Consider the following 22,369-nt stretch of genomic DNA (forward strand, 5'->3'; position numbering starts at 1 on the left):
TTTGGAAAAAGGTAAAAACAGTTGCGACTTCGGCCAAGTGCTTTTCTGGCTGGCACTCTGGCAATTATTCGCAAATGAAAAACAAGCCTAAGTGCCACCTGGAGAAAACCTGCCCCGATTGCGGGGAATATTTAGCCAAGAAAAATCATATTTTTACTCGATGGGAACATATTGACTCCTTTACATGTAAAGCTGAAAGAGAATGCTTACACTGTCAACATACCGAATCAAAGATGATGCATGCTTATGAGCGCGTTGAAAAAGATCCAGTTAATTGTAAAATAATAAGGCGCTGCGTGCGATGTAATGATAAACAAATAGGCCATGCAGAGCATAACTGGCTTCATCAATCCGAAGAAGATATAAAGAACGGCAAGAGAAAAGAATGTAAAGATTGCGGGAGATCATTTTAAAACTTCAGCATTCCTTAGAAAGATAAATCTAAAAAAACTTCAATTCAATCGTTTCTATTTAGACAAAATAATAATCAGTTACTCCAAAATTTCTCATGTATGTCCAATTTTCACTAAAGCCGCTGAGGCGGCTTACTATGCATATTTATTGAACAATACGCGAATTTAAAATAGCTATGGAAAAGGATTCATCGCCATGTTAATACAAAAATATTTGTATAAGGAACCATAGGTGAATGCTCATTGCTAAGAATAGCATATAATAAAAATCACCACTTCCTCGGTTTTAAGTTTGCAATGAGTCATGGTTAACTCCAAAAATAAAAAGATGCCTGGTTGGTAGCTCCGGCATCTATGTTGTTAATTTTAGATGTGCATCATGGTTCAGTGGAGTTCACGCGGCCATAACTTGGCTGATGCGTCGCCCCATTTCCTCATGGAAGGCTTCAACGCGCTCGGCAATGGTGCGAATCATTATGTCGTCGCGGTAGGCGCGTTTGATGAACAACGGCATACCCGGCCAATAGCTCACAAAGTCGATCCATTCCCGCTCGCTTACCCATAAGCCGCCCTGGCACTGGGCAAAGTGCTCTGCCGGAATCTCCCCGCTCAACAGCACCTCGATCTGGAATTTGGGCAGTTTGGTCTTGATTTCCAGCAGGCCGTTAGCACCGACTAGGCTGTCGGGGGAGTAGCCCACGTCATGGTTGAGGATGATGCCCACTTCCTGAGGGCTTGGCTCACCCGAAGCGTTGACATAGAGCGAACGGGCCACACCTTCCAGTTCATGACCACGCCGGGTATGGGCATTTCCCTGAAACGGCTCGGCCAATTCGCCGGTCATCCGCTCGCCCATCAGTTGGTGCATGTAGGTAATGGCCCCGGCACCGAATCCACCAGGGCCTTTGCCGTTGACCAGCAAGGTCTTGAGCTCCGACATGGTGACGCGCCCCAAGCGCGCCGCCAGCCATTCGGGGGAGCCTTGCGCCATGTTGAAGATCTGCATGGTCGCCTCCTTTTCTTTGTGGATTAGAACGTCGGTTACTTCTTGGCACGCTTGGAGAGGGACGCCCGCAGCTTGTCGAAGTCGCTATAGGGAACCTGCACGGCAGAACCGTACTTGCCGCTGAACCATTCCTGGGTCGTGGCCGGGCACTGACTGATCAGCCGCTGGATCTGGCCTGCCTGGAAAGCGGTGACGGTCTTGATGCCTGCCTTGGTACTGGCATTGCCGTTATCGTCCTGGCCGCGGGTGGTGATATTGAGCAGCGCACACAGCACGTAGCGCTTGCCATAGCTGGTGGAAGAGCCAAACGCCTGAACCGCGTTCTTGTTACCGCTGATATCGGCGGGTAGCAGCATGCTGGTTTCTTCACGGTGGCCATCCTTGTGCATCAGGACACCGGTGATCTGGATGCCGCGCTCCTGCGTCTGGATACGGAAGCTCACCGCAAAGCCATGCTTTTGCATGATCGGCCGCACGGTATCGACGATATCTTCCAGGGTGGCGTAGAAGCCGTTATTGGTCTGTCCACGCTCCTCGATGCTGGGCAGCTCGGTCTGCATCGCCGCCATGGCCGCGCTATAGGCCATCATAGCCTGGCGGTCCATGACGCGTTCCTGCATCTGCAGCAAACGCTCCATCTTGTCGATATCGACGTCCGGATTCAGCGCGGCACGCTCGATCACCTGAATGATCGCGGTGCTGTCGGCAGTGGGATGAGCCTCCAATGCGGCCGGTGGGTTTGTCGAGGCGGTGTCTGGCTGAATGGCTGATGACGATGTGTCGGGGTGATGGGAATTGATGACATGGGTACGTTGTGCCATGGGGCACCTCCGGTTTTCTCGAATCGGTAAAGGGAAAAACCAACGCTCAAGCATTGATGGCGTTGTGATTGGAAGGAGTGAGGCGGGTAGGGTTAGTCGTCCAGGTGATCGGCCAGCGTCTCGGCATCCAGGGGCTCCAGGCGAACTTCCGCCCGGTAAAACTTTCCCTGGGCGCAGACCACGGTCTCGGCTTGGTGGGCTTGATTGGCCAACAGGGCTTCGGTCAATTGGGTCAGCTTGGTTTCAACGGTGTGGGATACAAATGTCATGGGTGTTCCTCGCAATATAAGCCCCACAGCAAAACGCCCGGCCTTGATGGGGCCGGGCGCTTATGCCGTGGAGGTGGTAAATATCATTGGATAGGTAAGTGCTTGAAGTCGGGGGATGCGGAAAAACGGTGAAGCTCGGTGGCTTAACGGATTACCCCACCAGCGCAAGCGCGGCATCGAGCGCTTCCTGCTTGAGCTGCGCCCCCTGGCCGAACCACGCCGAGTCCATGCGGGTATCGTTGCTGCGCGCACGTTTTTCATGGTCGACGTACTCAGTGACCGCATTGAGCAGGCCCCATGCCGTGTCCTTGGCAGTTACCAGGTGGGAACCCCGACCTTCGCCGCTATACAGCTTCTGTACCTTATTCAGTGCCCGGTAGTTGGGCAGTTTGGAAGGATCGTCCATGGGCGTTTCGGCCCCGCAGATTACCGACTGCAGGTACTGCTGGGCTTCGCGGCGGTCGATCTTGCGTTCCGACAGGGCCTTCATGCGGTACATAAAGTCGTTCCACTGGGACACGGAAATGCCCAGCTGTCGCTTGACGGCCCGCGGGTCGAACTCCGACCGATGGGGCACCTTCACCGCCTGCGAAGTGCCATCAATGGCGATCTGCAGCGTGTTGTTACACACCACCCGTACCGTGGTGGGCGTGGCCATCGTCGCTAGGGTGCCATCGCATGATGTCGCCAGCAGCAGGTAGTCGTTCACCTCATCCTGGCCTTGAAGCGACGTGCTCAGCCCGCTGCGTGCCAGGGCCCAGAACTTGCGACCACCCTTGAGAACCCCCGCAGTTTCCAGCTCATACCCGGCGTACTCCGTCAGGTCGCGGTAGAACTCCAGAATCTCTTCCGGCTGGACCACCTTGTAGCGCTGCGATACCACCGACAGCGGTGCCTTGTTGTCCGAGCGGTAGAGCACCTTCTGCTCGGGGAAGGAATGAATGCTGCCCAGGTGGCTAGCCCCTTCGGCAATAAAGCGCACCGGCGCTTCTTCGATGTGCCAGTTCATACCGGCCTGTTGTTGCCAGACCTCTAGCGGTTGATGACGGGTCAGTTGTTGCCCCAGACCATGCCAGGGGGTAGCGCCGACGTAAGCCATTTGTTCAACGAGATCTGCCATAGTCATTCTCCAGACGTAAAAAAAGCGCTGACAAAGCTGTCAGCGCATGGGGGTGGTTAATAAGGTGAATCGCTGTGAATCGAGGAATCAGCGTGCGGATGCCAGGGGAGGAAGGGGTTGGCGAAAGATATGCCCACACGATAAGCAGAGCCACGGTGTGCCTTCACCGGGTGGCAGCCATTGCGAGAAGAACAACGCGGCTACACGCGCCCCTGTCTGGCCTCCGGCAAGAGCGCCCATCATTGCGACAGGCAGCTTTGCGAGCGGAAAGCGCGCAGTGGCTATCAACAAAGGCCCCGTGACCGTGACTGATCGCCAGGCACCGATCGCCCCGCCAATCAGGCAACTCCCCGTGGTGCCGATCCGTTGCACGGTGTCAAGGTTGAGAATGCGCGTTTCAGCACATTTAAAGCAGGGTGTTGGCATAAGCGGCACTCCTATGGTCAGGGAAGCGATCCCTGTGGTGGGTTCATAGGGGTGATATAGATCTCAAAATAAGTGGCGTTGACCGTATGATGTTGCGTCAACCGGCGTCTTCCTTGATACTGAATATATATACAGTAATTGAGGAGCGTTTTTACCATTTCATTGCCCGTTTCACTGCTTGGCCGAGCAGACACTGCGGCTACGTCATGCCCATTACCGCTCTATTTGAGTGCGGTACGGGCAGGCTTTCCGTCTCCAGCCGATGATCACCTGGATACCGACCTAGACCTTCACCAGTATGTGGTCAAACGTCCGGCATCGGCCTACTTCGTGAGCTCTGAGGGGGACTCCATGATAGGGGATGGTATTCATCACGGTGACTTACTGGTGGTCGACCGCAGCCTGGATGCGGTGCCAGGCCGGATTGTGGTGATCTGCGTTGATGGCGAGCTGACCGTGAAACGACTGGAACGGGTTGGCCAACGCACCTACCTCAAGGCAAGCAATCCCGCTTACCCACCCATTCCCATTGACGGGCGGGAGTCCCACGTCTGGGGTGTCGTCACCCATGTGCTGCACAGCCTGCCCGGGGCACCCCTGCAATGATGGCCTTGGTCGATTGCAACAATTTCTATGTGTCCTGCGAGCGGGTCTTCAACCCGGCACTGGAAGGTCGGCCGGTGGGCGTGCTCTCAAATAACGACGGATGCGTGGTGGCCCGTTCCCACGAACTGAAAGCCCTCGGCGTCGAGATGGGAGCGGCGATGCACCTGCTCTCGCTTCAGATCCGTCGTCAAGCCGTGCTGCTGTCGAGTAATTACGCCCTGTACGGCGATATGTCTCGGCGTGTCACGGAGGTGCTTGGCGAGTTTTCACCCAATGTCGAGGTGTACTCGATTGACGAGAGCTTCGTGGGGTTCCAGGGCTTTGACCCAGTCACGCTAGAGCAGCAAGGCCAGGTGTTGCGAGAGACGGTTAAACAGTGGACCGGCATTCCGGTCTCGGTGGGCTTTGCACCCTCCCGCGTCCTGGCCAAGGTCGCCAAGAAGCATCCCGCCTACCGGGAGCAGGGCGTATGCAAGTTGATAGCTGACAGCATCGATACCCAGGCGCTGTTGGAGCAGTTGCCGGTCATGGAGCTATGGGGCGTGGCACACCGAACCGGTGAGCGCCTACGGGTCATGGGCATTGAAACGGCGTGGGATCTGCGAATGGCCGACCCGAAGCATATACGGCGGCATTTCAGCGTGGTGCAGGAACGCATCGTGTGGGAGCTGAGGGGCCAACAGGTTATACAGCTGGATGACATGAGCGAACCCAAACAACAGATCATGGTATCGCGTTCGTTCGGTCGACTGCCCGGTAACCCGCACGATCTACGCGAAGCGCTAAGGCAACATGCCGCCAGGGCCGGTGAGAAGCTTCGCAAGCAAGGCAGCGTGACCAGCGCCGTCATGGTCTTCATCCGCACCAACCCCTTCCGCAATGATTTACCGCAATACACCAACCGCGTCGTCATCTCACTGGAACGGCCCACCGACGATAGTCGGGAGATCACGGCCGCTGCGGTACAAGGCTTACGGCGTCTTTGGCGTAAGGGCTACGCCTACCAAAAAGCAGGCCTGATGCTGCTTGACCTTTCGCCCAAAGCCAACCGCCAGCTCACCCTCGGTGAAACCCCGCAAACCGAAGCGGACGCCCAGCGCAGCGAACGCCTGATGGCCACGGTCGATAAGCTCAATCGGGAGCTTGGTCGAGGCACCATCCAGATGGGTCTGCCCCGCAAAGGGAATGCCTGGGCGCTGCGCAGCGAACGGCGCACGCCGCGATACACGACACAATGGAGTGAGCTGCTGATAGTGAATTAAGAAAGGACCTCTGCAGCAATTTGATTCCAAAGCAGCTATAGAAACGTTGCCTGCATCAGAACCGGACTATTCACTATATTGAACACGCGCAAGAATCTCGCGGGCAGTGTCTAGAATATCGTTTTGCCATGTAACAGGTTCTATTACCTCAACATTCGCTCCAAGACCTTTGAGCCACCACAATGTCTGTTGATCATTTGGTACCACGGCTTCAAGTCGCTGCCACTCGCTGTTTTCCAGCGGGATAAGTGTCTGGCGATTAGAAAGTGGCGTTTCTGTTAGTAGCCAAGCTAATTGTGGAGCCACATTGGCGATCAACGTAGTATCTTCATTTTCCTCAAGATAGCCAAATCCGCCATTGAGTATATAGTCGTCCAAGTCAAAAGTAGTGGATTCCCGCCAAGGCTTGCTGCTGAAAGTAGCCTCTACGATGCGGTGTAGCGCAAATTGACGGATGTCTTCGTAGTCATTCACGGTGGCCAGCAGGTAGGTGACGCTGTGACGACTCACTAATCCTTGAGGGTGAAGAGTAAACTGTTTTTCTTGTTCAGCACTCCGTGATAAATAGGTTACATCCAAGGCTCGGTTTTCCACTAAGGCTTGGGCTACAGCCTGCCAAATCAACTCCTTGAATGGAGCTGGTATCAATGCCTTGCCATTAGGAATCGCTCGAACCCGATTGGCCCACTGGCTGAGCCCATTACCTTCTAAATTATCAAGTAACTGCCTTGCATCTCGGAACTGAGGTGATAATTGGCCAATCACTACCGGAGGTAGCAGCCCCTTCAGATACTCCTCTGACAGGACCAAAGTCAGAGCTCCAGGGACGTCCAGCGCTGGCAAATTGCAATGGAAATCTCGATCGAAGTACCAGCGATATGGCTTGCGCCTTACATCACAAATCAGCGGAAAATGAAGAGCTAGCTTGTCACGGAGATCGCGCTGCAGTGAACGAGTATCAATCCGGAAACCCCGCTCATGCAGTTTCTCCAATAGCACGGGGGTGCTGATGCGACCAGGACTACGTGGAATTAGCTGTAGCATGGTCAAGTAGCGGAACAGAGTCTCGCGTATTTCGGACATGAACGAACCTTCTAACTTAGAAGCTAAGGGGACTTCCAGCAGGTTGCGAAGCAAACCTTTTTTACCAACGTTTAGATAGCCAGGAAGTTACCAAAGGGCGCAAGTATGACGTATCAAAGTAACGATGCACCACTTCGCGAGCTTGTTGCTGCCAAAACTGGGCAAGAGAAGACTCACTGAGTGGCTTGATCTCATCTTCCTCATGCCCACTGCCATCAGCCTGCCATAAAAGTTTATCCAGACTCACCTCTTCACCGAGCAGAGGATGATCGGCTAACCAGGTATATACATCGATTAGTGATTTACCGATACAGGCAGGGAATAACACTGCTTGAGATGGCATTTCAAACCCTTGCATCATCAAGACCACGTTAACCTCATGATCGCATGCCAAATGCCAACGGCGATTCTCTCGACCTGGAGCTGGACGGAAATGTCCAGCGGCGCAGTGCCAGACTAAATGGGCTTGCATGAACCGACGAGTGGTTTCATCAAGGCTCTCACCCCAAAGCGGATTCACATGAATAAATCTGCCATCAGTAGAGGCAGTCGGAACATTCGATGTAGTCGCAACCTTAATTTGGAGCTGCTTGGCCAGAAAAGCAGTAGCGGGCTGCTCAGTGTTCCAGACATGGCGGTCAGACTGCCATAGATTTTTCTGCTTGGTGATTACGCCTTCCCCGTACAGGTCGCAAACGAGTTGATCATTCTGTGCGTTTTTCGATTTCATGACGATGCCTTCATTTATCTGTGATGGGCATCAGTCTTGTGCGAGGTTGCGACATTTCATGTCGCAAGCCATGCTAATCACAAACAATCACCAGTAGCGACATGTAATGTCGCATGAGGTGGTTATCCTGCTTGGGAAAGTTACATAGTAATAAATTTTGGTTTACTACAAGGCATGGATCACATTGCTGTGTCAGCAAATCTGGATGCTGTGAAAAGTCCTAAAGTTATAGTAGAGCTGACCGATACTAAGTATGAGTAGAAATTTGGTTATCTGGGAGAGCCTGGTGACCTGACTCCGATTCCAAGACGTGCTGAGCTGATATTCGACTGTAAAGGGACACCATGGCTTCTAAAAAGACCGACCCCAGGCAAGAGAAAAATGAGTCGCTTAAAGAGACATCCCGCGATGCAATTCGCACGGCAGAGGCGCTATCAACACACGAGGTTGTCCAACGCTTTGGGAGTGCAACCGCCGAATATATCAAAGGCTATCGCGGCTTGGATAATGAGTCAGGTGTGCGTTTTGCCAAAGGCCTAGCCGGTGTTGCAAAACATAAAGTCAATGACAACTATGCTACCCAAAACATAAAGCAGCAGGCTGGGTTCAGCGCCGAGATAGCCACAACCAGTCGCGACAACGCCGAGGCAATAATCCGCAAATCGAATGTACGAGCTTCCCGTTCTGATGACCTGTACCAGTATGGGAAGAATCATAACGTAGTCGACCGTGTGCAATTGGTAGATGGAAAGGTCATTGAAGGGTCGCAGGCACAAATGAAATTCGTCGGCAATCGCGATGATCTTTTTGACAAAATTGCTCGAGAAAATGGCAAGTTTGCACGCTACCGAGGCGTCAAGCTGGAGCTACCAACTGAGCAATTTGAAGGTGACAAAGCATCTCTACTAGAAGCTCAAGAACTAAGAGAGCGTGCTGAAAAGCTAAAAAATAAAGCTTCTGATAACTCTACTAGGGCTGAAGAAGCAAAAAAAATGTTCAGCGATGCGCGCAAATTGGAAAGAGACGCCAAATCTGCTGACTCTCAGGCCCAATCGGCACCCGACCGCTGTCGAAGTAAAGCTCAAGAAGCACGCTATAACGCTAATAAAGCTGAAAAAGATGGTAACTCAAGCGCAGCAGCGAAACTTCGCAGTGAAGCCGATAATTACGATAAGTTAGCAGATGACATTCACGATAGCGGTCTTACTACAGAAGATGCCATCTATTACCGCGAGAATCCAGGAACTGCAACACTGAGAGACATTGGTCGTACTGCTCACGGGGCAGGTCTGCAAGGGGCCAAGTACGGTGCGATTATTGGTGGAAGCATCTCAGTTCTAATGAATTGTTGGGCTGTTGCTCAGGGAGAAAAGGAAGTATCTGAAGCTTTACCAGACGTTGCCCTCGATACCGTAAAGACAGGTGCACTGGGCTACGCCACCGCTTTTGCTGGTTCGGCCATAAAAGGTGGAATGCAGCAGTCGAGCAACCAGTTCACGCGACAGCTAGCAAGTACAAGTGGCCCCGCCCTTGCTATCAACATCTGCCTCTCTTTGGGAAGCACCGTCAACCGCTTTGTAACAGGTGAAATTGACGAAGCACAGTTACTCACTGAAGTAGGTGAAAAAGGGGCAGGAATGCTCGCAAGCGGCATGATGGCAGCAGCTGGTCAAGTGGCCATTCCCATACCGTTTTTGGGCGCTGCTGTCGGAGGAATGATTGGCTACACAATTTCCTCGATGTTTTACCAAAGCGCACTGGATGCTGCGCGTGGTGCTAAAATTTCGAGTGAGCAATTGCTTAAAATACGCTCTATAGAAGCTGCTGCGAGAGAGCGAATAGCCCTTGAGCAAGAACAATTAGAAAAATTTATAAGCAGAGAGATTCCACAACTTCAGTTAGAAACAAAAGATTTTCTATCAGCATTATCAGAGGTCGACTGTAAAGACACGAATGCATTATCCGAAAGCATAAACCATTATGCAGAGTTACTGGGAAAGTCGCTTCAATTTAATTCCATAGATGAATTTGAAACGTTCATGTCATCTGATAACTCACTTAAAATTTAAATGCGTAAAAATAAAAGGAAACAATATACATGTTAATAAAGATGCTGCCAGTTGACGAAAGAGATCATATTCTTGACTTGGCAAGCCTGATGGCAATCGCTGACAAGCCCATACTTTGGGATGGAAAAACTTATGATGAGATCACTACGGAAACTAGCCTTGACCTAATTACTTTAGAAGTCAGCGAGGATGATCGAGAGCTGATAGCTGATTTAGAGAGATCTGCTAGAATGAATAGTCATTTCATATTTGAAACTCGAGATTTAGCAGGAATCACCAACCGACTTATTGAAGTCTTTAAGAAATATCCTTTCACTAAAATGGAGCATCCAAACACACGAGTTAGAGCGGCTACAACTCTAATGACGGAGCTGATTGAGAAAAAAAATTACGATGACCCGTCCATACCAAAAATTTTCCTGTATGAGCTTTTTCTAGTCTCATTGCGGGATGGCAAAATCTCCGGGGTAGAGTGGGCGCTGCTCAAGGAATTCCAACGACATCACAAGCTAGAAGACTTCATTTTTGACGATTTGCTAGAACGAGCCGAAACGCTTAACAAAGAAATCACCAGTACTATCTCAATCATTTTAGAATAAGGAAATTATAATGCCGATACCATTGATAATTGGCGCTGGCGCAGTCGCCGCTGGTCTGTATGGTGCAGCAAAAGGCACTAGTGGAGCAATCGACCAAAATAAAGCCAAAAATATTAACAATGATGCTCGTTCTTCGGTAGAACTCGCCAATCAAAAACTTGATGAAATTCGCGAGGCCACAAACAAAACGCTTGAAGGCTATGGGCAACGAAAACTACGATCCTTCAATGGTGTAATTTCGGATTTCATCGATACTTTTCAAAAAATCAAGAACGTAGACCTTAAACAAAGCGCTGAGCTTGATAAGCTTAATGCAGGAGATTTTTCAAACAAAACTCTCCCCAACCTTAAGAAAGACTATAAAGCTCTCCAAGACGCAGGCCTTGGGTTAGGTGCTGGCATCAGTGGCGGTGCTGCGCTGGCATTCGGGGCTTACAACGGCACTATGCTCCTAGCTACTGCAACTACCGGAACTGCTATTTCTTCACTGAGTGGGGTTGCTGCTACCAATGCCACACTAGCTTGGCTTGGGGGAGGCGCTATCTCTGCTGGCGGTTACGGTATGGCCGGTGGCATGATGGTTCTAGGCGGAGTAGTTGCTGGTCCTGCCCTTGCAATTTTTGGTCATATACTTGGCAATAAAGGTGAGGAAGCGCTGAACATCGCCAACTCCAACATGGAACAAGCTCGCACAATCTGCGATCAAGCAAACCTCATGGGTGATAAACTCAAAGCCATTACAGAAGTTACTTCGTTAGCAAATACTACTTTTTCGAACGTAAGCTCGCGTTTAAGACATGCTGTCTCTGAACTGAAGAAAGTGATCGACAGCGAGGGTGTGGATTTTGGCAACTACTCTGATCAAAGCAAAGCAACAGTATTTAAAGCTGTCAAATTTGCGCAATTATTAAAGGCCATGATTGATACACCGATCCTTGATAAAGACGGAAACCTGATTCTTTCTACTCAAAAACGCATAGTTGACGTCAGCGAAGTGGCAAGTGGAGAAAAATCTTCACTCGACAGTATAGATAAATAAGATAAGGCCCGTATCCCTCATCGGGTACGGGCCCACCTAGTGAGGCTTAGTTTAATGTGTCAGTCCAAAAAATTACCTCAGGTATTTCCTTGTAGCCAATGCGGCCTATGCTGTCAGCAGGTTCATCTCGCGACAGAAACTAGCTATCTTGATCGGGGCGACGGAGTTTGCCGTCATTATGATGAACCTAGCAAGCTTTGCGGCATTTATAATGAGCGGCCTGATATCTGCCGTGTGGATTTACAATTCGACCGAACTTACTCCAAGCAATACAGTTGGGATGAATATGTTGTTATGAACTTGATAGCTTGCGAGTTCTTACAATCACAAGATACTCAGTAATAATTTTCTTAGCAACGAATCGGCAATCTTGAGCAGAGCTCTCATGTTTTAATTATAACTTAATAATTCTCACCTCGGACTGATAGAGACTGTCATTCTGCTGCACCTTATTTATGTTACACAGATCTCTCACTTTTGAGGCCACTAATGGCAGGCTCAACCAACTGTGCCACCTTAATCAGAGCCCTCTTACGCTCATCGTAATAATCGTACCGATCATAAATACCCTCAACACCCTTGAGCTTGTGGTTCAGGCAACGCTCAGCAACGTGACCAGGCACTCCCAGCTCTGCCATTAAGCTGCGACAAGTACGCCGTAGGTCATGGACTGTGAACTCGTCAATCTCACCCATTCGATTCTCAGGTTGTAGTTTTTTGCCTGGTTCTTTACCGAATAACTTGGCAATGGCGCGATTAAGTGTGTCCTTGCCCATATGAGGATGCTTGCTGCTGCGACGACTAGGAAAAACATAAGGCGAGCCGTAAGCACGAACCTGTAGCTCTTTCAACCAAGCAATGGCTTGTGGCGGTAATGGAACAGCAATACCAACACCCGATTTGCTGCGCTCTCCAGGTAGATCCCATTTTTCATTATCTAGGTCAAATTCTGACCACCTGGCCTCAGTCAACTCTGTCTTGCGCACGCCCAAAACAATCAAGAGCGCGCAGGCAAGATAGTTATCACGGTTGAAGCTGACACGATTATCTCTGAAGACCTGAAAAACGTGGTGGATCTCATCAAGGCCCAGTGCCCTGTCGCGGCTTTTCTCGATGCCACCAGCATCGTTTACATTGAAAGCCGCGGCAGGATTGTAGGTTAGCAGTCCCAGCTTGATGGCGTGATTGAACAGTTGCTTCAAGTACATCAGGGCATCGTTTGAGATCGAGGGGCGACCGCTGGAAGCAATCTTCCTGACGATGTCGCGTACATCCATCGGGGTGACGTTATTCGGTGTCATGTGTCCGATGGCGGGAGCAACCTCCTTCTCGAAGATCCGCTTCGCGATATGTGGATGCTTGAGGCGCTTTTCCAGATCCTGGTACCAACGACATCACCCCCTGATTGAGTAGCGCTACACTTTAGAGTCCGATCCTATGGGTAAGGAGATTGGACATGAAGAAGCGTTTCAGCGAAGAACAGATCATTGGTTTCCTGGGCGAAGCCGAAGCGGGGCTGCCCATCAAAGAGCTATGCCGTCGGCACGGTTTCTCAGAAGCCAGTTACTATCTATGGCGGAGCAAGTTTGGCGGCATGAGCGTCCCCGATGCCAAGCGACTCAAAGAACTCGAAGCCGAAAATGGACGCTTGAAAAAGCTGCTCGCAGAGTCGCTACTGGAAATGGAGGTCACTCGCGAGGCGCTGAGAAAAAAGTGGTGAGCGCCCCGGCACGCCGAGACGTGGTGCGCTTTATGGTGTCACGTGGCCTGAGTGAGCGCAGAGCGCTCCGTGTCATTCGTATGAGTGCCAGTGCATTGCGCTACCAGCCGGCCCCTGACCGCAATGAGACATTGCGTGAACGCATTGTTGCCTTGGCACACCGGCATCGCCGCTATGGCGCTGGCATGATCTACCTGAAGCTGCGTCAGGCCGGAGAACCGGTCAATCACAAGCGTGTTGAGCGTCTGTATGCGGAAGCTCGCTTGCAGGTGAAGCGTCGCAAGCGCAAGAAGGTTCCCATGTCTGAGCGAAAGCCACTTGGTCGCCCTGGGGCTGCCAATCAGGTCTGGTCAATGGATTTTGTGTTTGACCGGACGGCAGACGGACGAGTGATAAAGAGCCTCACGGTTGTCGATGACGCCACCCATGAAGCCGTGGCGATCGTGCCTGAACGTGCCATTAGCGGACTGTTTTTAACACGTATTCTGGATCACCTGGCCCTACAACGTGGCCTACCGAGCGCCATTCGTACGGATAATGGAAAGGAGTTCTGTGGGCGCGCCATGCTGTCATGGGCGCATCTACGTGGCGTTGCCCTGTTTTTAATCGAACCTGGAAAACCCAACCAAAACGCCTACATCGAATCGTTCAATGGGCGCTTTCGAGATGAATGCCTAAATGAGCATTGGTTCACCAGCCTTCAACACGCCCAGGCTGTCATCGAGGCATGGCGGCGGGAGTACAACGAAGAAAGACCGAAGAAGAGTCTTGGAGGGCTGACACCGTCAGCCTATGCCGAGCAACTGGTGGTAAAACACGATAAAGTTATTTCTGACTCTAAACCCGGGTGCTACTGAAGATGGGGTGACGTCGCCAATCCCTGAAGAGATCCTGGGTAGTGCGAATGATTGCCTGTTCATCGCGCTTACGCTCTTCGACGGGGTCGACACCGCTCCGGATTACTCGCTGGGTCTCTACCGCATGCTCACGAGCCTCAGCCAAGGAAAGAGCGGCGCATTTATCTAACGTCAACTCACGTCGCTTACCAGAGAAAGTGTATCGATGCATCCAGTAGGGAGAACCCTTCTTGGGGACCATCAGGTAAAGGCCGTTGCCATCGCTATAGCGGCCCGGCTTCCCGTCCTTAATCAGGGACTGAACCTTCTTGGCGGTAAAGCTACCCATTAGCCCTCCTGCATATTGATCGCATGATGTGGGGAGTATTTTTGAGAAAATCACGCCTATTGCGGGGAATAAGCCAAAACACTACCCACTATACTACCCAAAAAATGCTGGCTTAAGCTAGATAAAGATAGACAACAATAGACAATGGTTGATAATTTTATTTTTAAATACAGCATTTTATGTACTATCGTGGATCACAGCGGACTCTATTCTATATTCTGAATCTGCTCCCGCATCTGCTCAATCAGCACCTTCAGCTCTACCGCGCAACGGGTGGTTTCTGCGACCACCGATTTTGACGACAGCGTATTGGCTTCGCGGTTGAGCTCCTGCATTAGAAAATCTAACCGGCGGCCTTTGGGGCCTTTTTGGGCCAGTTGACGGCCAACTTCGTCGACATGGGCCGTTAAGCGGTCCAGCTCTTCGTCTACATCGGCTTTTTGCGCCACCAGCACCAGTTCAGCTTCCAGGCGTTGCGGGTCGAGGTCGGTCTTGGCGACTTCCAGGCGTTCCAACAGTTGGGCACGCTGGCGCTCCAGAATCTGCGGCAGCAGGCCGCGCACGGTGGCTACCTGCTCGCTCACGGCGGTTAAGCGGGTGGTGATCATCACGGCGAGTTTTTCGCCTTCCCTTGCACGGGCGTCAATCAGCTCATTCAGGGCTTGGTCAAACAGCGTCTTGACGGCTGCGGTAATCGCTTCCTGGTCAAGGTGTTGAGTTTCCATCACACCGGGCTGGTTGAGTAGCGCAAGGGTGGTGGGTGGCACGGCGCTGGGCACCTGCTGTTGAATCGCCGCCAGCGCATCGGCGATCTCTTTTAGGCGCTGAGCGTTCACGGCGGGAGCCTGATTGGTCTCGGCGGCCTCAAAGCGTAGGCTACATTCCACCTTGCCGCGGGCCAGACGCGAGCGCAGCGCGTCGCGCAGCACCGGCTCTAGCTCGCGCAGAGTGTCGGGCAGGCGGAAATGCGGTTCTAAATAACGCTGATTCACCGAGCGGATTTCAACCTGAAGCGTGCCGAAAGGAGCGGCCTGCTCGGTGCGGGCGAAGGCGGTCATGCTGTGTACATGGCGTGGGTTGGCCATTCGTGATTCCTGTTCATCGCTCATTTACCCCAGTCTACCCGATCTGCCACGACTTGATACCGAACGCTTGAATAGGCCAATCAGACCCTGCGTTGACGTGTACAATGGTGGGCTTTCCCTGCTCAAATGTTTATGTGAGGTGCTATGCGTCCTGATGTTGTTCGCCCGAGCGGTCGTGAAGCCGACCAGCTGCGTGATATTCGCATAACCCGTGATTACACCCGCCATGCGGAAGGCTCTGTACTGGTGGAGTTTGGCGATACCAAGGTGCTGTGTAATGCGAGCGTGGAAGCAGGCGTACCGCGCTGGCTGCGCGGCAAAAATCAGGGTTGGATTACCGCCGAGTACGGCATGTTGCCCCGCGCGACCCACTCACGCAGCGGCCGCGAAGCGACTCGCGGTAAGCAAGGCGGTCGTACGTTGGAAATTCAGCGTTTGATTGGCCGCAGCCTGCGCGCCGCGGTGAATTTGAAAAAACTCGGCGAGTTCACCATTACCGTGGATTGCGATGTCATCCAGGCCGATGGCGGCACCCGCACCGCAGCAATCACCGGCGGCTGCGTGGCGTTGGTGGATGCGATTCGTTACCTGCAGCGTGAGAAAAAGATCAAAGGCGACCCCTTCAAGCAGTTGGTGAGTGCCATTTCGGTGGGCATTTATAAAGGCGTGCCGGTGCTGGATCTGGACTATCCAGAAGACAGCAAGGCCGATACCGATCTGAATGTGGTGATGACCGAAAGCGGCGAACTGATCGAAGTACAAGGCACCGCCGAAGCGGGCGCATTTAACCGTACTGAGCTAAATGCCATGCTCGATCTCGCTGAGAAAGCAGGCGAGGAGCTACGCGAAAAGCAGCGCGAGGCGCTGGGTATCCGCGGGTAATGACAGGGCAATGAAGTGCATACGCAGCAGGCCAGCTTGATGCTGGCCTGCTGCTACGACTCGTAACGCGACGCGGGAAAAGTTCGCTGCCTAAAAATTAGAGCGCTAGATCATACTCAATGATCAGAGGGGCGAACTCGGAGAATGTCGCATCGTAATCGATCCACGCGTCGACCACGTGGCGGCGGAAGTTGGGGCCGACTAACTGGTAGTCGATCCGCCACCCTTCCTGGCGCTCACGGGGCACGTCTTGGTCAAGCTTTGGCCACCACGTGTATTCGCCCGCATCTCGATTGATCTCGCGGAAGGTGTCGATAAACCCGGTTGGGCCAAGCACCTGATCCATCCAGGCGCGCTCTTCGGGGCGGAAACCCGGAGTGAGCTGATTGTCTGACCAGTTAGCCAGGTCGACAGTTTTATGAGCAATATTCCAGGTACCACAAATGATGTATTCGCGGCGTTTGCGCGACATCTTCGTGAGATATTCCTGGTATTGCTCCATAAACGCCTGCTTGGCTTTTTGGTCGCTCCCGTCAGGCATCAGGAAAGTGGCAATACTGAAGCGGTCATAGTCCGCCTGCAGAAAGCGCCCTTCATGGTCACACTGAGGGAACCCCAGGCCGTACATAATCGCCTTGGGGATTTTACGGCAGTACAGCCCCACACCGGAAAAGCCATCTTCTTCGGCATCCAGGAAGTAGCCTTCGTAGCCCTCCGGATAGAGAATATGGTCGTCCAGTTCAAAACTTTTTGCCTTGATGTTCTGCACGCAGACCACGTCGGCATCCTGCTGAGCCAGCCAGTCCAGGAAGCCACGGTCGACGGCATCACGTATACCATTGACATTGATGCTGGCAATTTTCATAAATCGTCCCTTTTGCGTCGCTGCTGTATGATACCCGACGTTTAGACGTTTGGGTAAATAGACAAAGCTAATCTTGCTATTTACCTGCTATTTATTGTTGCCTTTGCCCTAACTTTTGATCGACAAGGGAAGACCGCCGTGGCCACCACTCTACAACCCTACCAGCGCGATTTCATTGCTTTTGCCATTGAGCAGGGCGTACTCAAGTTCGGTGAATTCACGCTTAAATCCGGACGTGTAAGTCCTTACTTCTTTAATGCGGGCCTGTTTCAGACCGGCCGCGCGTTGGCCAAGCTGGGGCGCTTCTATGCCCAGGCGATTGTCGATAGCGACCTGAAGGCCGACGTGCTGTTTGGCCCAGCTTACAAAGGCATTCCCCTGGCGGCGGTGACTGCCGCCGCATTGGCCGATCACCACGACCGCGACATGCCCTACGCGTTTAACCGTAAAGAGGCCAAAAGCCACGGCGAAGGCGGCACCATTGTCGGAGCACCGCTTGCCGGTGATATTCTGATTATTGATGATGTAATTACCGCGGGCACCGCCATACGCGAAGTGATGAGCCTGATTGAACAGAACGGCGCCCGTGCAGGTGGTGTGATCATTGCCTTGGACCGCCAGGAGCGCGGCCAGGGCGAACACAGCGCGATTCAGGAAGTGCAGTCACAATACGCCATGCCGGTGGTCAGTATCGTCACACTAGAGCAAGTGCTTACTTACCTTGAACAGCATGCCGGTGGTGAGATGTTGGCCTACGCCGACGCCGTGCGGGCTTACCGCGACCGCTACGGTATCGCCACCTGAATCGCGTTAAATGGAGAGCGCGCCAGCGTAGTCTTGCTGGCGCCAGGCTTCATAGCTGACGATGGCCACGGCGTTAGAGAGGTTGAGGCTGCGATTATTAGGCTGCATGGGAATGCGCAGTTTTTGTTCGGCAGGCAACGCCGCGTGCACCTCCGGCGAAAGCCCGGCGGTTTCCGAGCCAAACAGCAGTACATCGCCTGGGGCAAAGGGTGCGTCGCTGTGGGCGCGAGTGCCTTGAGTGGTAATCGCCCAGATGGTGCGTCCCTGCATGGCGCTTTGAAAGGCCGTAAAATCGGCATGGCGGGTGACGTTGGCCAAATCGCGGTAATCTAACCCGGCGCGGCGTAGCTTTTTCTCTTCGAGGTCAAAGCCCAGCGGTTCGATCAGGTGTAACCGGCAGCCGTTGTTGGCCACCAGGCGCATAATGTTGCCCGTATTGGGTGCCATTCGTGGCTCGAATAACGCAATTTCAAACATCGGACTGCCTTCACACGTAAAGGATGCATTTTGCCATGAACCCCAGCATCGCCCAACGCATTAAAGGGCTAAACCCCCGCCAGCAGGAAGCGGTGCGCTATATTGATGGCCCCTGTTTGGTCTTGGCGGGCGCAGGGTCGGGTAAAACCAGCGTGATCACCACCAAAATCGCTTACCTGGTGCAAGAGTGCGGGATGAGCGCACGCAAGATTGCCGCGGTGACGTTTACTAACAAGGCCGCCCGCGAGATGAAAGAGCGCGTGGGTCAAATGCTCAAGGGCAAAGAAGGCCACGGGCTAACGGTCTCCACCTTTCACACCCTGGGGCTGAATATTATTCGCGGCGAGCTAAAAACCCTGGGCTACAAACCCGGGTTTTCACTCTTCGACCCGGAAGACGCGAAGGCACTACTGCGCGACCTGATGAATAAAGACGCCCAGGTAGACGCCGAACAGATCAACGCGGTGCAAAGCAAAATCTCCCAGTGGAAGAACGATCTCTTGCTGCCCAGCGACGCACTCTCGTTTGCCGCAGATGACGATGAGCACTTTGCCGCCCGGGTGTACGAGGCCTATGTACGCCATCTGAAAGCCTACAATGCGGTGGATTTTGACGACCTGATTCTGCTGCCGGTGGTGCTGCTGCAGCGTGACCCCGAAGCACTGGCCCGCTGGCGGCGCAAAATCCACTATATGCTGGTGGATGAGTACCAGGACACCAACGTATCCCAGTATCTGCTGGTGAAGCTCCTCATGGCCGAGCGAGCCACCTTTACCGTGGTCGGCGACGACGACCAGTCGATCTACGCCTGGCGCGGTGCACGGCCGGAAAATCTGATTACCCTGGGCGAGGACTTCCCGCGTTTAAAAGTGGTCAAGCTCGAGCAGAACTACCGCTCTACCGGCACGATTTTGCGCGCTGCCAATACGCTGATTGCCAATAATCCCCACGTGTATGAAAAAACCCTATGGTCGGACATGGGCGACGGTGCGTCCATTCGAGTGGTCGTCAATCGCCACGAGGAAGCTGAAGCAGAGCGAGTGGCCAGCGAGATATTTACTCGTCGTATTAAAGAGAACGCCTCGTGGCGTGACTTTGCCGTGCTTTACCGCGGTAATTTTCAGGCGCGGCTGTTGGAACTCAAGCTACAGCACTACCAAATTCCCTATAAGCTTTCCGGCGGCACGTCGTTTTTCTCGCGTAACGAGATCAAGGACGCCATGGCCTACCTAAGGCTGCTGATTAATCCCGCCGACGACAACGCCTTTTTACGCATTGTGAACGTACCACGCCGCGAAATCGGCCCCGGCACATTGGAAAAGCTGGCCAACTATGCCACGGAGCGTTCGATTTCGCTGTTTGCCGCCTGCCATGAGCTCGGGTTGGAACAGACCCTGCCCACCCGAGCGGTCGAGCGGCTATCGCGCTTCACCCACTTTATCGACGGCGTACGCAAGCGCATGGACCAGGGCGATGCGATTGCCGCCATTCGCGATATGCTGCGGGATATGGACTACGAGGCATGGCTGTATCAGAACGCCAGCGCGCCCACCGTCGCCGAGCGACGCATGGCCAACGTGTGGATATTGATCGACCAGTTGGAAAAGTCGCTCAACCGCGACCCGGAAGACGATACAGCGTCTGAAGCTACCGAAACCGATGGTGTGGAAGCAGCAATCTCCCGCCTGGTGCTGCGCGATATTTTAGAGCAGCAGGCCGAAGAGGATGACTCTGATCGCGTGCAACTACTCACCATGCACGCGTCAAAAGGGCTGGAGTTTCCCCATGTGTATTTAATGGGCTTGGAAGAAGACCTGCTACCCCACCGCAACGCCATTGAAATGGGCACGGTGGAGGAGGAACGTCGCCTGGCCTACGTGGGGATTACCCGGGCGCGACGCACGCTAACGCTGACGCTTGCCCGCCAGCGCAAAGCCTACGGTGAACTGATGGATTGCCAGCCCAGCCGCTTTTTAGACGAGTTACCCGCTGAAGATCTGGAATGGGAAGGCCGAGCAGATAAAGAAGACCCGGAGAAGAAACAGGCGCGGGGGCAAGATGCCATTGCCGGGCTGCGTTCTTTACTAGGCTGATTTCTCTACCGAGCTGATGGTTCTCTGTCGGGCGGAGGGCGCTTTATCAGCTTAAGGCGCTTTAATAAGCCAAAAGCGCGGGTAATGTTATGCCTTACGTTATCCACAGGCGGTTTTCGCTAAGCGCCTGTGGGTAACTTTGTTAAGCATCAAAGATAACCACCCGGTCACTCCGCCTCTGCGACCATGTAGTCAACGACCGCCTGAATCTCTTCATCGGAGGCGCTGCTACCGCCGCGCGCTGGCATGGCACCTTTACCATCAAACACGCTTTGATAGAGGTCTTCGGTTCCCTGTTCCAACCGGGCGGACCAGGCTTCGGTATCGCCTAACGCGGGGGCGCCAGCCGTGCCACTGTCGTGACATGCTGCACAGCCGGTGCTGCTATAGAGCGCTTGGCCATCCAGATCACCGTCACCGCTTTGCGCATTGCTTTCGGCTTCTTCTTCCGCCGCTTGGGTACCGCAGGATTGGCCCTGTAAGCAAACGCTTCCTATCGGCGCTAATCGTTCTGTAATCGTCTCACGCGAGGTATCGGCCAATGCGCCTGAACCGCTCATTATGACGACCCCTAGCGCTGCAAGACTCCCTAATGTCCACTTTACATTCACTCTCACCACCTCTATTTATTATTGTTGGCGTTTGGGCGGCTGAATGCCCGTGTGCTGCCGACACGCCAAGAAGCTAATGTTAGCAGTATAGTGGCAATTGAAAGCGCCACAAAACCAACTACATCAACCGGGTCAACGCGGTAACGACGCAGACTAGTCGTACGCAGGTTTAGCCGCGCCACGCCAACACGTGCTGCTGTGCATATTCGCTGAAACCAGTGCGCGTGTAGAGGTTTACCGCCGGGTGATTTTCATGGTCCACCGAAAGCAATAGCTCAGAGGCTCCGGCCTGCTGAGCGAGCGCCAAGGCATGATTGAGAATATGCCCACCCAGGCCGTGGCCTCGCCATTTAGGTACCAATCCCATCAACATCAGTTCCCAGCGGTTAATCTCGCGGCGCGGCGCCAATAGTAAAGCGCCAATGGGCGACGGCGATTCTGCCACGTAAAGCGCATACCAATGCGCGGGCGCGGATGTATCTTGCTGATAGAATCCAGCTGATAGATCATCGACCGATAATATGTCGCGCAATAAACGGCAATCCAAGGAGCCGTGCCCCACCGCTGTTAATAACGCATGCTGCTGCGCGGGGCTAAGCTGGTCCCATGGTACCCAGCGCAGCCTTGTGTCGGAAGCTGTGGTAGGAAAACGCTGATTCACTGTGGCTTTTAAACAGCGTAGCGATACAAGCGGTTGCATCCCATGGCCGAGCAATTGTGCTCGCTGATGAGTAGCGTCCGGCGATAGCTCGATGTGACACAGCGTTAAACGCTGCGCTACCACCCATTGCCGGGCCGTCTCGATCAACGCATTTATGTGATCACCTTCGACGTTGGGCAGCCACAGTTGCGCCATATTCAACGGTAGCCGCTGCACCCAAATAACCCCGTTGATATGCCCATCAACCTGACTCACCCATAAGCTCTGCCATGCCGTTTCCGGACCACCCAACATGGGCTTTAGCGCCTTAGTCAGTGCTTTTTGACCATCCGGCGATTGCGCCTTCGCCAGATGCAAAAGCGCCTCGCGACGTAGGTTCGGTGGGCATAGGGTAATCTTAAAAGTATCGGTCATAGACGCCGCTGCTGTTGTGATCCATGGTATTCATTGTGCTATTAATGCTCCGCCTGTTTATAAAGTGCAGGCAATCCACCCCTTCCTTTCATCTAAATAGGTGAGCTCACCCAGGGACGTAATCTCTCA

At 53.1% G+C, this 22,369-nt stretch carries 24 protein-coding genes and 1 pseudogene; 11 read left to right on the plus strand and 14 right to left on the minus strand.

The annotated features are described in order from the left end of the window. Window positions 1-807: 807 nt before the first annotated feature. From CPH17_RS12410 to CPH17_RS12425, 5 genes are all read right to left on the minus strand, one after another. Window positions 808-1,419, minus strand: coding sequence for a lambda exonuclease family protein (locus tag CPH17_RS12410; protein WP_096299711.1), 612 nt, complete (start codon window positions 1,417-1,419; stop codon window positions 808-810). Window positions 1,420-1,454: 35 nt separating this feature from the next. Beyond that, window positions 1,455-2,240 (minus strand): ERF family protein, encoded by a 786-nt coding sequence (locus CPH17_RS12415; protein ID WP_096299713.1) that lies wholly within the window; start codon window positions 2,238-2,240, stop codon window positions 1,455-1,457. A gap of 92 nt (window positions 2,241-2,332) precedes the next feature. Then, complete coding sequence (locus CPH17_RS19970) at window positions 2,333-2,509, minus strand: hypothetical protein (RefSeq protein WP_157742960.1); 177 nt, start codon at window positions 2,507-2,509, stop codon at window positions 2,333-2,335. A gap of 151 nt (window positions 2,510-2,660) precedes the next feature. Continuing rightward, a complete protein-coding gene (locus tag CPH17_RS12420) occupies window positions 2,661-3,629 on the minus strand; it encodes a DUF932 domain-containing protein (RefSeq protein ID WP_096299715.1) in 969 nt (322 codons plus the stop codon). 87 nt (window positions 3,630-3,716) lie between these two features. After that, on the minus strand, window positions 3,717-4,055 hold the full coding sequence (locus CPH17_RS12425; protein ID WP_096299717.1) for a hypothetical protein: 339 nt from the start codon (window positions 4,053-4,055) through the stop codon (window positions 3,717-3,719). A gap of 225 nt (window positions 4,056-4,280) precedes the next feature. Between CPH17_RS12425 and CPH17_RS12430 the strand changes: the two genes are divergently transcribed. Next, complete coding sequence (locus tag CPH17_RS12430) at window positions 4,281-4,661, plus strand: LexA family protein (RefSeq protein WP_231898115.1); 381 nt, start codon at window positions 4,281-4,283, stop codon at window positions 4,659-4,661. Next, complete coding sequence (locus CPH17_RS12435; RefSeq protein WP_096299719.1) at window positions 4,658-5,923, plus strand: Y-family DNA polymerase; 1,266 nt, start codon at window positions 4,658-4,660, stop codon at window positions 5,921-5,923. The genes CPH17_RS12430 and CPH17_RS12435 overlap by 4 nt, the downstream gene beginning before the upstream one ends. Window positions 5,924-5,989: 66 nt before the next feature. On the opposite strand, the gene CPH17_RS12440 is transcribed toward CPH17_RS12435, so the two are convergent. Both CPH17_RS12440 and CPH17_RS12445 read right to left on the minus strand, forming a co-directional pair. Next, a complete protein-coding gene (locus CPH17_RS12440; RefSeq protein WP_096299721.1) occupies window positions 5,990-7,006 on the minus strand; it encodes a helix-turn-helix transcriptional regulator in 1,017 nt (338 codons plus the stop codon). 61 nt (window positions 7,007-7,067) lie between these two features. Further along, on the minus strand, window positions 7,068-7,736 hold the full coding sequence (locus CPH17_RS12445) for a DUF2201 family putative metallopeptidase (protein ID WP_096299723.1): 669 nt from the start codon (window positions 7,734-7,736) through the stop codon (window positions 7,068-7,070). A gap of 344 nt (window positions 7,737-8,080) precedes the next feature. Between CPH17_RS12445 and CPH17_RS12450 the strand changes: the two genes are divergently transcribed. The 4 genes from CPH17_RS12450 to CPH17_RS20530 are packed head-to-tail and all read left to right on the plus strand — an operon-like array spanning window position 8,081 to window position 11,785. After that, window positions 8,081-9,805: a hypothetical protein gene (locus CPH17_RS12450; protein ID WP_096299725.1), complete on the plus strand. Its 1,725-nt coding sequence runs from the start codon at window positions 8,081-8,083 to the stop codon at window positions 9,803-9,805. Between the two features lie 29 nt (window positions 9,806-9,834). Beyond that, on the plus strand, window positions 9,835-10,404 hold the full coding sequence (locus CPH17_RS12455) for a hypothetical protein (protein ID WP_096299727.1): 570 nt from the start codon (window positions 9,835-9,837) through the stop codon (window positions 10,402-10,404). Window positions 10,405-10,414: 10 nt separating this feature from the next. Next, on the plus strand, window positions 10,415-11,443 hold the full coding sequence (locus CPH17_RS12460) for a hypothetical protein (RefSeq protein ID WP_096299729.1): 1,029 nt from the start codon (window positions 10,415-10,417) through the stop codon (window positions 11,441-11,443). A 54-nt stretch (window positions 11,444-11,497) separates the two neighbouring features. Further along, the gene (locus CPH17_RS20530; protein WP_096299732.1) at window positions 11,498-11,785 is read left to right on the plus strand and encodes a YkgJ family cysteine cluster protein; all 288 of its coding nucleotides are present in this window, start codon (window positions 11,498-11,500) and stop codon (window positions 11,783-11,785) included. 116 nt (window positions 11,786-11,901) lie between these two features. Here CPH17_RS20530 and CPH17_RS12470 read toward each other — a convergent pair whose 3' ends face one another. After that, window positions 11,902-12,744 (minus strand): tyrosine-type recombinase/integrase, encoded by an 843-nt coding sequence (locus tag CPH17_RS12470; protein ID WP_096299734.1) that lies wholly within the window; start codon window positions 12,742-12,744, stop codon window positions 11,902-11,904. A 155-nt stretch (window positions 12,745-12,899) separates the two neighbouring features. On the opposite strand from CPH17_RS12470, the pseudogene CPH17_RS20290 reads away from it, so the two are divergent. Together CPH17_RS20290 and CPH17_RS12475 are read left to right on the plus strand one after the other, a co-directional pair. Next, window positions 12,900-13,049 (plus strand): annotated as a pseudogene (locus CPH17_RS20290) (transposase); the annotation flags it as partial. Continuing rightward, window positions 13,016-14,020, plus strand: coding sequence for an IS3 family transposase (locus CPH17_RS12475; RefSeq protein ID WP_231896491.1), 1,005 nt, complete (start codon window positions 13,016-13,018; stop codon window positions 14,018-14,020). The pseudogene CPH17_RS20290 and the gene CPH17_RS12475, both read left to right, overlap by 34 nt. Here the strand turns inward: CPH17_RS12475 and CPH17_RS12480 are convergent. Both CPH17_RS12480 and CPH17_RS12485 read right to left on the minus strand, forming a co-directional pair. Next, on the minus strand, window positions 14,001-14,348 hold the full coding sequence (locus CPH17_RS12480; RefSeq protein ID WP_096299736.1) for an Arm DNA-binding domain-containing protein: 348 nt from the start codon (window positions 14,346-14,348) through the stop codon (window positions 14,001-14,003). The two genes, CPH17_RS12475 and CPH17_RS12480, sit on opposite strands and share 20 nt — an antisense overlap. 206 nt (window positions 14,349-14,554) lie before the next feature. After that, the gene (locus CPH17_RS12485; RefSeq protein WP_074398164.1) at window positions 14,555-15,433 is read right to left on the minus strand and encodes a YicC/YloC family endoribonuclease; all 879 of its coding nucleotides are present in this window, start codon (window positions 15,431-15,433) and stop codon (window positions 14,555-14,557) included. 144 nt (window positions 15,434-15,577) lie between these two features. Here CPH17_RS12485 and rph point away from each other — a divergent pair, with 144 nt between their 5' ends. Further along, window positions 15,578-16,315: a ribonuclease PH gene (gene rph / locus CPH17_RS12490; RefSeq protein WP_074398163.1), complete on the plus strand. Its 738-nt coding sequence runs from the start codon at window positions 15,578-15,580 to the stop codon at window positions 16,313-16,315. Between the two features lie 97 nt (window positions 16,316-16,412). Here rph and CPH17_RS12495 read toward each other — a convergent pair whose 3' ends face one another. Then, entirely contained in the window at window positions 16,413-17,180 is a 768-nt protein-coding gene (locus CPH17_RS12495) for an exodeoxyribonuclease III (RefSeq protein ID WP_074398161.1), read from the minus strand. 138 nt (window positions 17,181-17,318) lie between these two features. Between CPH17_RS12495 and pyrE the strand changes: the two genes are divergently transcribed. Next, window positions 17,319-17,984, plus strand: coding sequence for an orotate phosphoribosyltransferase (pyrE, locus tag CPH17_RS12500; protein ID WP_074398159.1), 666 nt, complete (start codon window positions 17,319-17,321; stop codon window positions 17,982-17,984). Window positions 17,985-17,990: 6 nt separating this feature from the next. Here the strand turns inward: pyrE and CPH17_RS12505 are convergent, their stop codons facing one another. Then, the gene (locus CPH17_RS12505) at window positions 17,991-18,461 is read right to left on the minus strand and encodes a tRNA (cytidine(34)-2'-O)-methyltransferase (protein WP_074398157.1); all 471 of its coding nucleotides are present in this window, start codon (window positions 18,459-18,461) and stop codon (window positions 17,991-17,993) included. Window positions 18,462-18,496: 35 nt separating this feature from the next. On the opposite strand from CPH17_RS12505, the gene rep reads away from it, so the two are divergent. Next, window positions 18,497-20,554: a DNA helicase Rep gene (gene rep, locus CPH17_RS12510; RefSeq protein WP_172822114.1), complete on the plus strand. Its 2,058-nt coding sequence runs from the start codon at window positions 18,497-18,499 to the stop codon at window positions 20,552-20,554. Between the two features lie 167 nt (window positions 20,555-20,721). Here the strand turns inward: rep and CPH17_RS12515 are convergent, their stop codons facing one another. Both CPH17_RS12515 and CPH17_RS12520 read right to left on the minus strand, forming a co-directional pair. Beyond that, window positions 20,722-21,114, minus strand: coding sequence for a c-type cytochrome (locus CPH17_RS12515; RefSeq protein ID WP_074398154.1), 393 nt, complete (start codon window positions 21,112-21,114; stop codon window positions 20,722-20,724). Between the two features lie 220 nt (window positions 21,115-21,334). Next, entirely contained in the window at window positions 21,335-22,240 is a 906-nt protein-coding gene (locus tag CPH17_RS12520) for a GNAT family N-acetyltransferase (protein WP_074398152.1), read from the minus strand. Window positions 22,241-22,369: the final 129 nt, after the last annotated feature.

Origin of the sequence: Halomonas sp. hl-4, from assembly GCF_900215475.1 — a bacterium.
Classification (GTDB): domain Bacteria; phylum Pseudomonadota; class Gammaproteobacteria; order Pseudomonadales; family Halomonadaceae; genus Vreelandella.

Bases quoted from the DNA above. Each gene is read 5' to 3' on its own strand.
- CPH17_RS12410 (WP_096299711.1), bottom strand. From the start codon at position 1,419: ATGCAGATCTTCAACATGGCGCAAGGCTCCCCCGAATGGCTGGCGGCG.
- CPH17_RS12415 (WP_096299713.1), bottom strand. From the start codon at position 2,240: ATGGCACAACGTACCCATGTCATCAATTCCCATCACCCCGACACATCG.
- CPH17_RS19970 (WP_157742960.1), bottom strand. From the start codon at position 2,509: ATGACATTTGTATCCCACACCGTTGAAACCAAGCTGACCCAATTGACC.
- CPH17_RS12420 (WP_096299715.1), bottom strand. From the start codon at position 3,629: ATGGCAGATCTCGTTGAACAAATGGCTTACGTCGGCGCTACCCCCTGG.
- CPH17_RS12425 (WP_096299717.1), bottom strand. From the start codon at position 4,055: ATGCCAACACCCTGCTTTAAATGTGCTGAAACGCGCATTCTCAACCTT.
- CPH17_RS12435 (WP_096299719.1), top strand. From the start codon at position 4,658: ATGATGGCCTTGGTCGATTGCAACAATTTCTATGTGTCCTGCGAGCGG.
- CPH17_RS12440 (WP_096299721.1), bottom strand. From the start codon at position 7,006: ATGTCCGAAATACGCGAGACTCTGTTCCGCTACTTGACCATGCTACAG.
- CPH17_RS12445 (WP_096299723.1), bottom strand. From the start codon at position 7,736: ATGAAATCGAAAAACGCACAGAATGATCAACTCGTTTGCGACCTGTAC.
- CPH17_RS12450 (WP_096299725.1), top strand. From the start codon at position 8,081: ATGGCTTCTAAAAAGACCGACCCCAGGCAAGAGAAAAATGAGTCGCTT.
- CPH17_RS12455 (WP_096299727.1), top strand. From the start codon at position 9,835: ATGTTAATAAAGATGCTGCCAGTTGACGAAAGAGATCATATTCTTGAC.
- CPH17_RS12460 (WP_096299729.1), top strand. From the start codon at position 10,415: ATGCCGATACCATTGATAATTGGCGCTGGCGCAGTCGCCGCTGGTCTG.
- CPH17_RS20530 (WP_096299732.1), top strand. From the start codon at position 11,498: ATGTGTCAGTCCAAAAAATTACCTCAGGTATTTCCTTGTAGCCAATGC.
- CPH17_RS12470 (WP_096299734.1), bottom strand. From the start codon at position 12,744: ATGACACCGAATAACGTCACCCCGATGGATGTACGCGACATCGTCAGG.
- CPH17_RS12475 (WP_231896491.1), top strand. From the start codon at position 13,016: ATGGCGGAGCAAGTTTGGCGGCATGAGCGTCCCCGATGCCAAGCGACT.
- CPH17_RS12480 (WP_096299736.1), bottom strand. From the start codon at position 14,348: ATGGGTAGCTTTACCGCCAAGAAGGTTCAGTCCCTGATTAAGGACGGG.
- CPH17_RS12485 (WP_074398164.1), bottom strand. From the start codon at position 15,433: ATGGCCAACCCACGCCATGTACACAGCATGACCGCCTTCGCCCGCACC.
- rph (WP_074398163.1), top strand. From the start codon at position 15,578: ATGCGTCCTGATGTTGTTCGCCCGAGCGGTCGTGAAGCCGACCAGCTG.
- CPH17_RS12495 (WP_074398161.1), bottom strand. From the start codon at position 17,180: ATGAAAATTGCCAGCATCAATGTCAATGGTATACGTGATGCCGTCGAC.
- CPH17_RS12505 (WP_074398157.1), bottom strand. From the start codon at position 18,461: ATGTTTGAAATTGCGTTATTCGAGCCACGAATGGCACCCAATACGGGC.
- rep (WP_172822114.1), top strand. From the start codon at position 18,497: ATGAACCCCAGCATCGCCCAACGCATTAAAGGGCTAAACCCCCGCCAG.
- CPH17_RS12515 (WP_074398154.1), bottom strand. From the start codon at position 21,114: ATGAGCGGTTCAGGCGCATTGGCCGATACCTCGCGTGAGACGATTACA.
- CPH17_RS12520 (WP_074398152.1), bottom strand. From the start codon at position 22,240: ATGACCGATACTTTTAAGATTACCCTATGCCCACCGAACCTACGTCGC.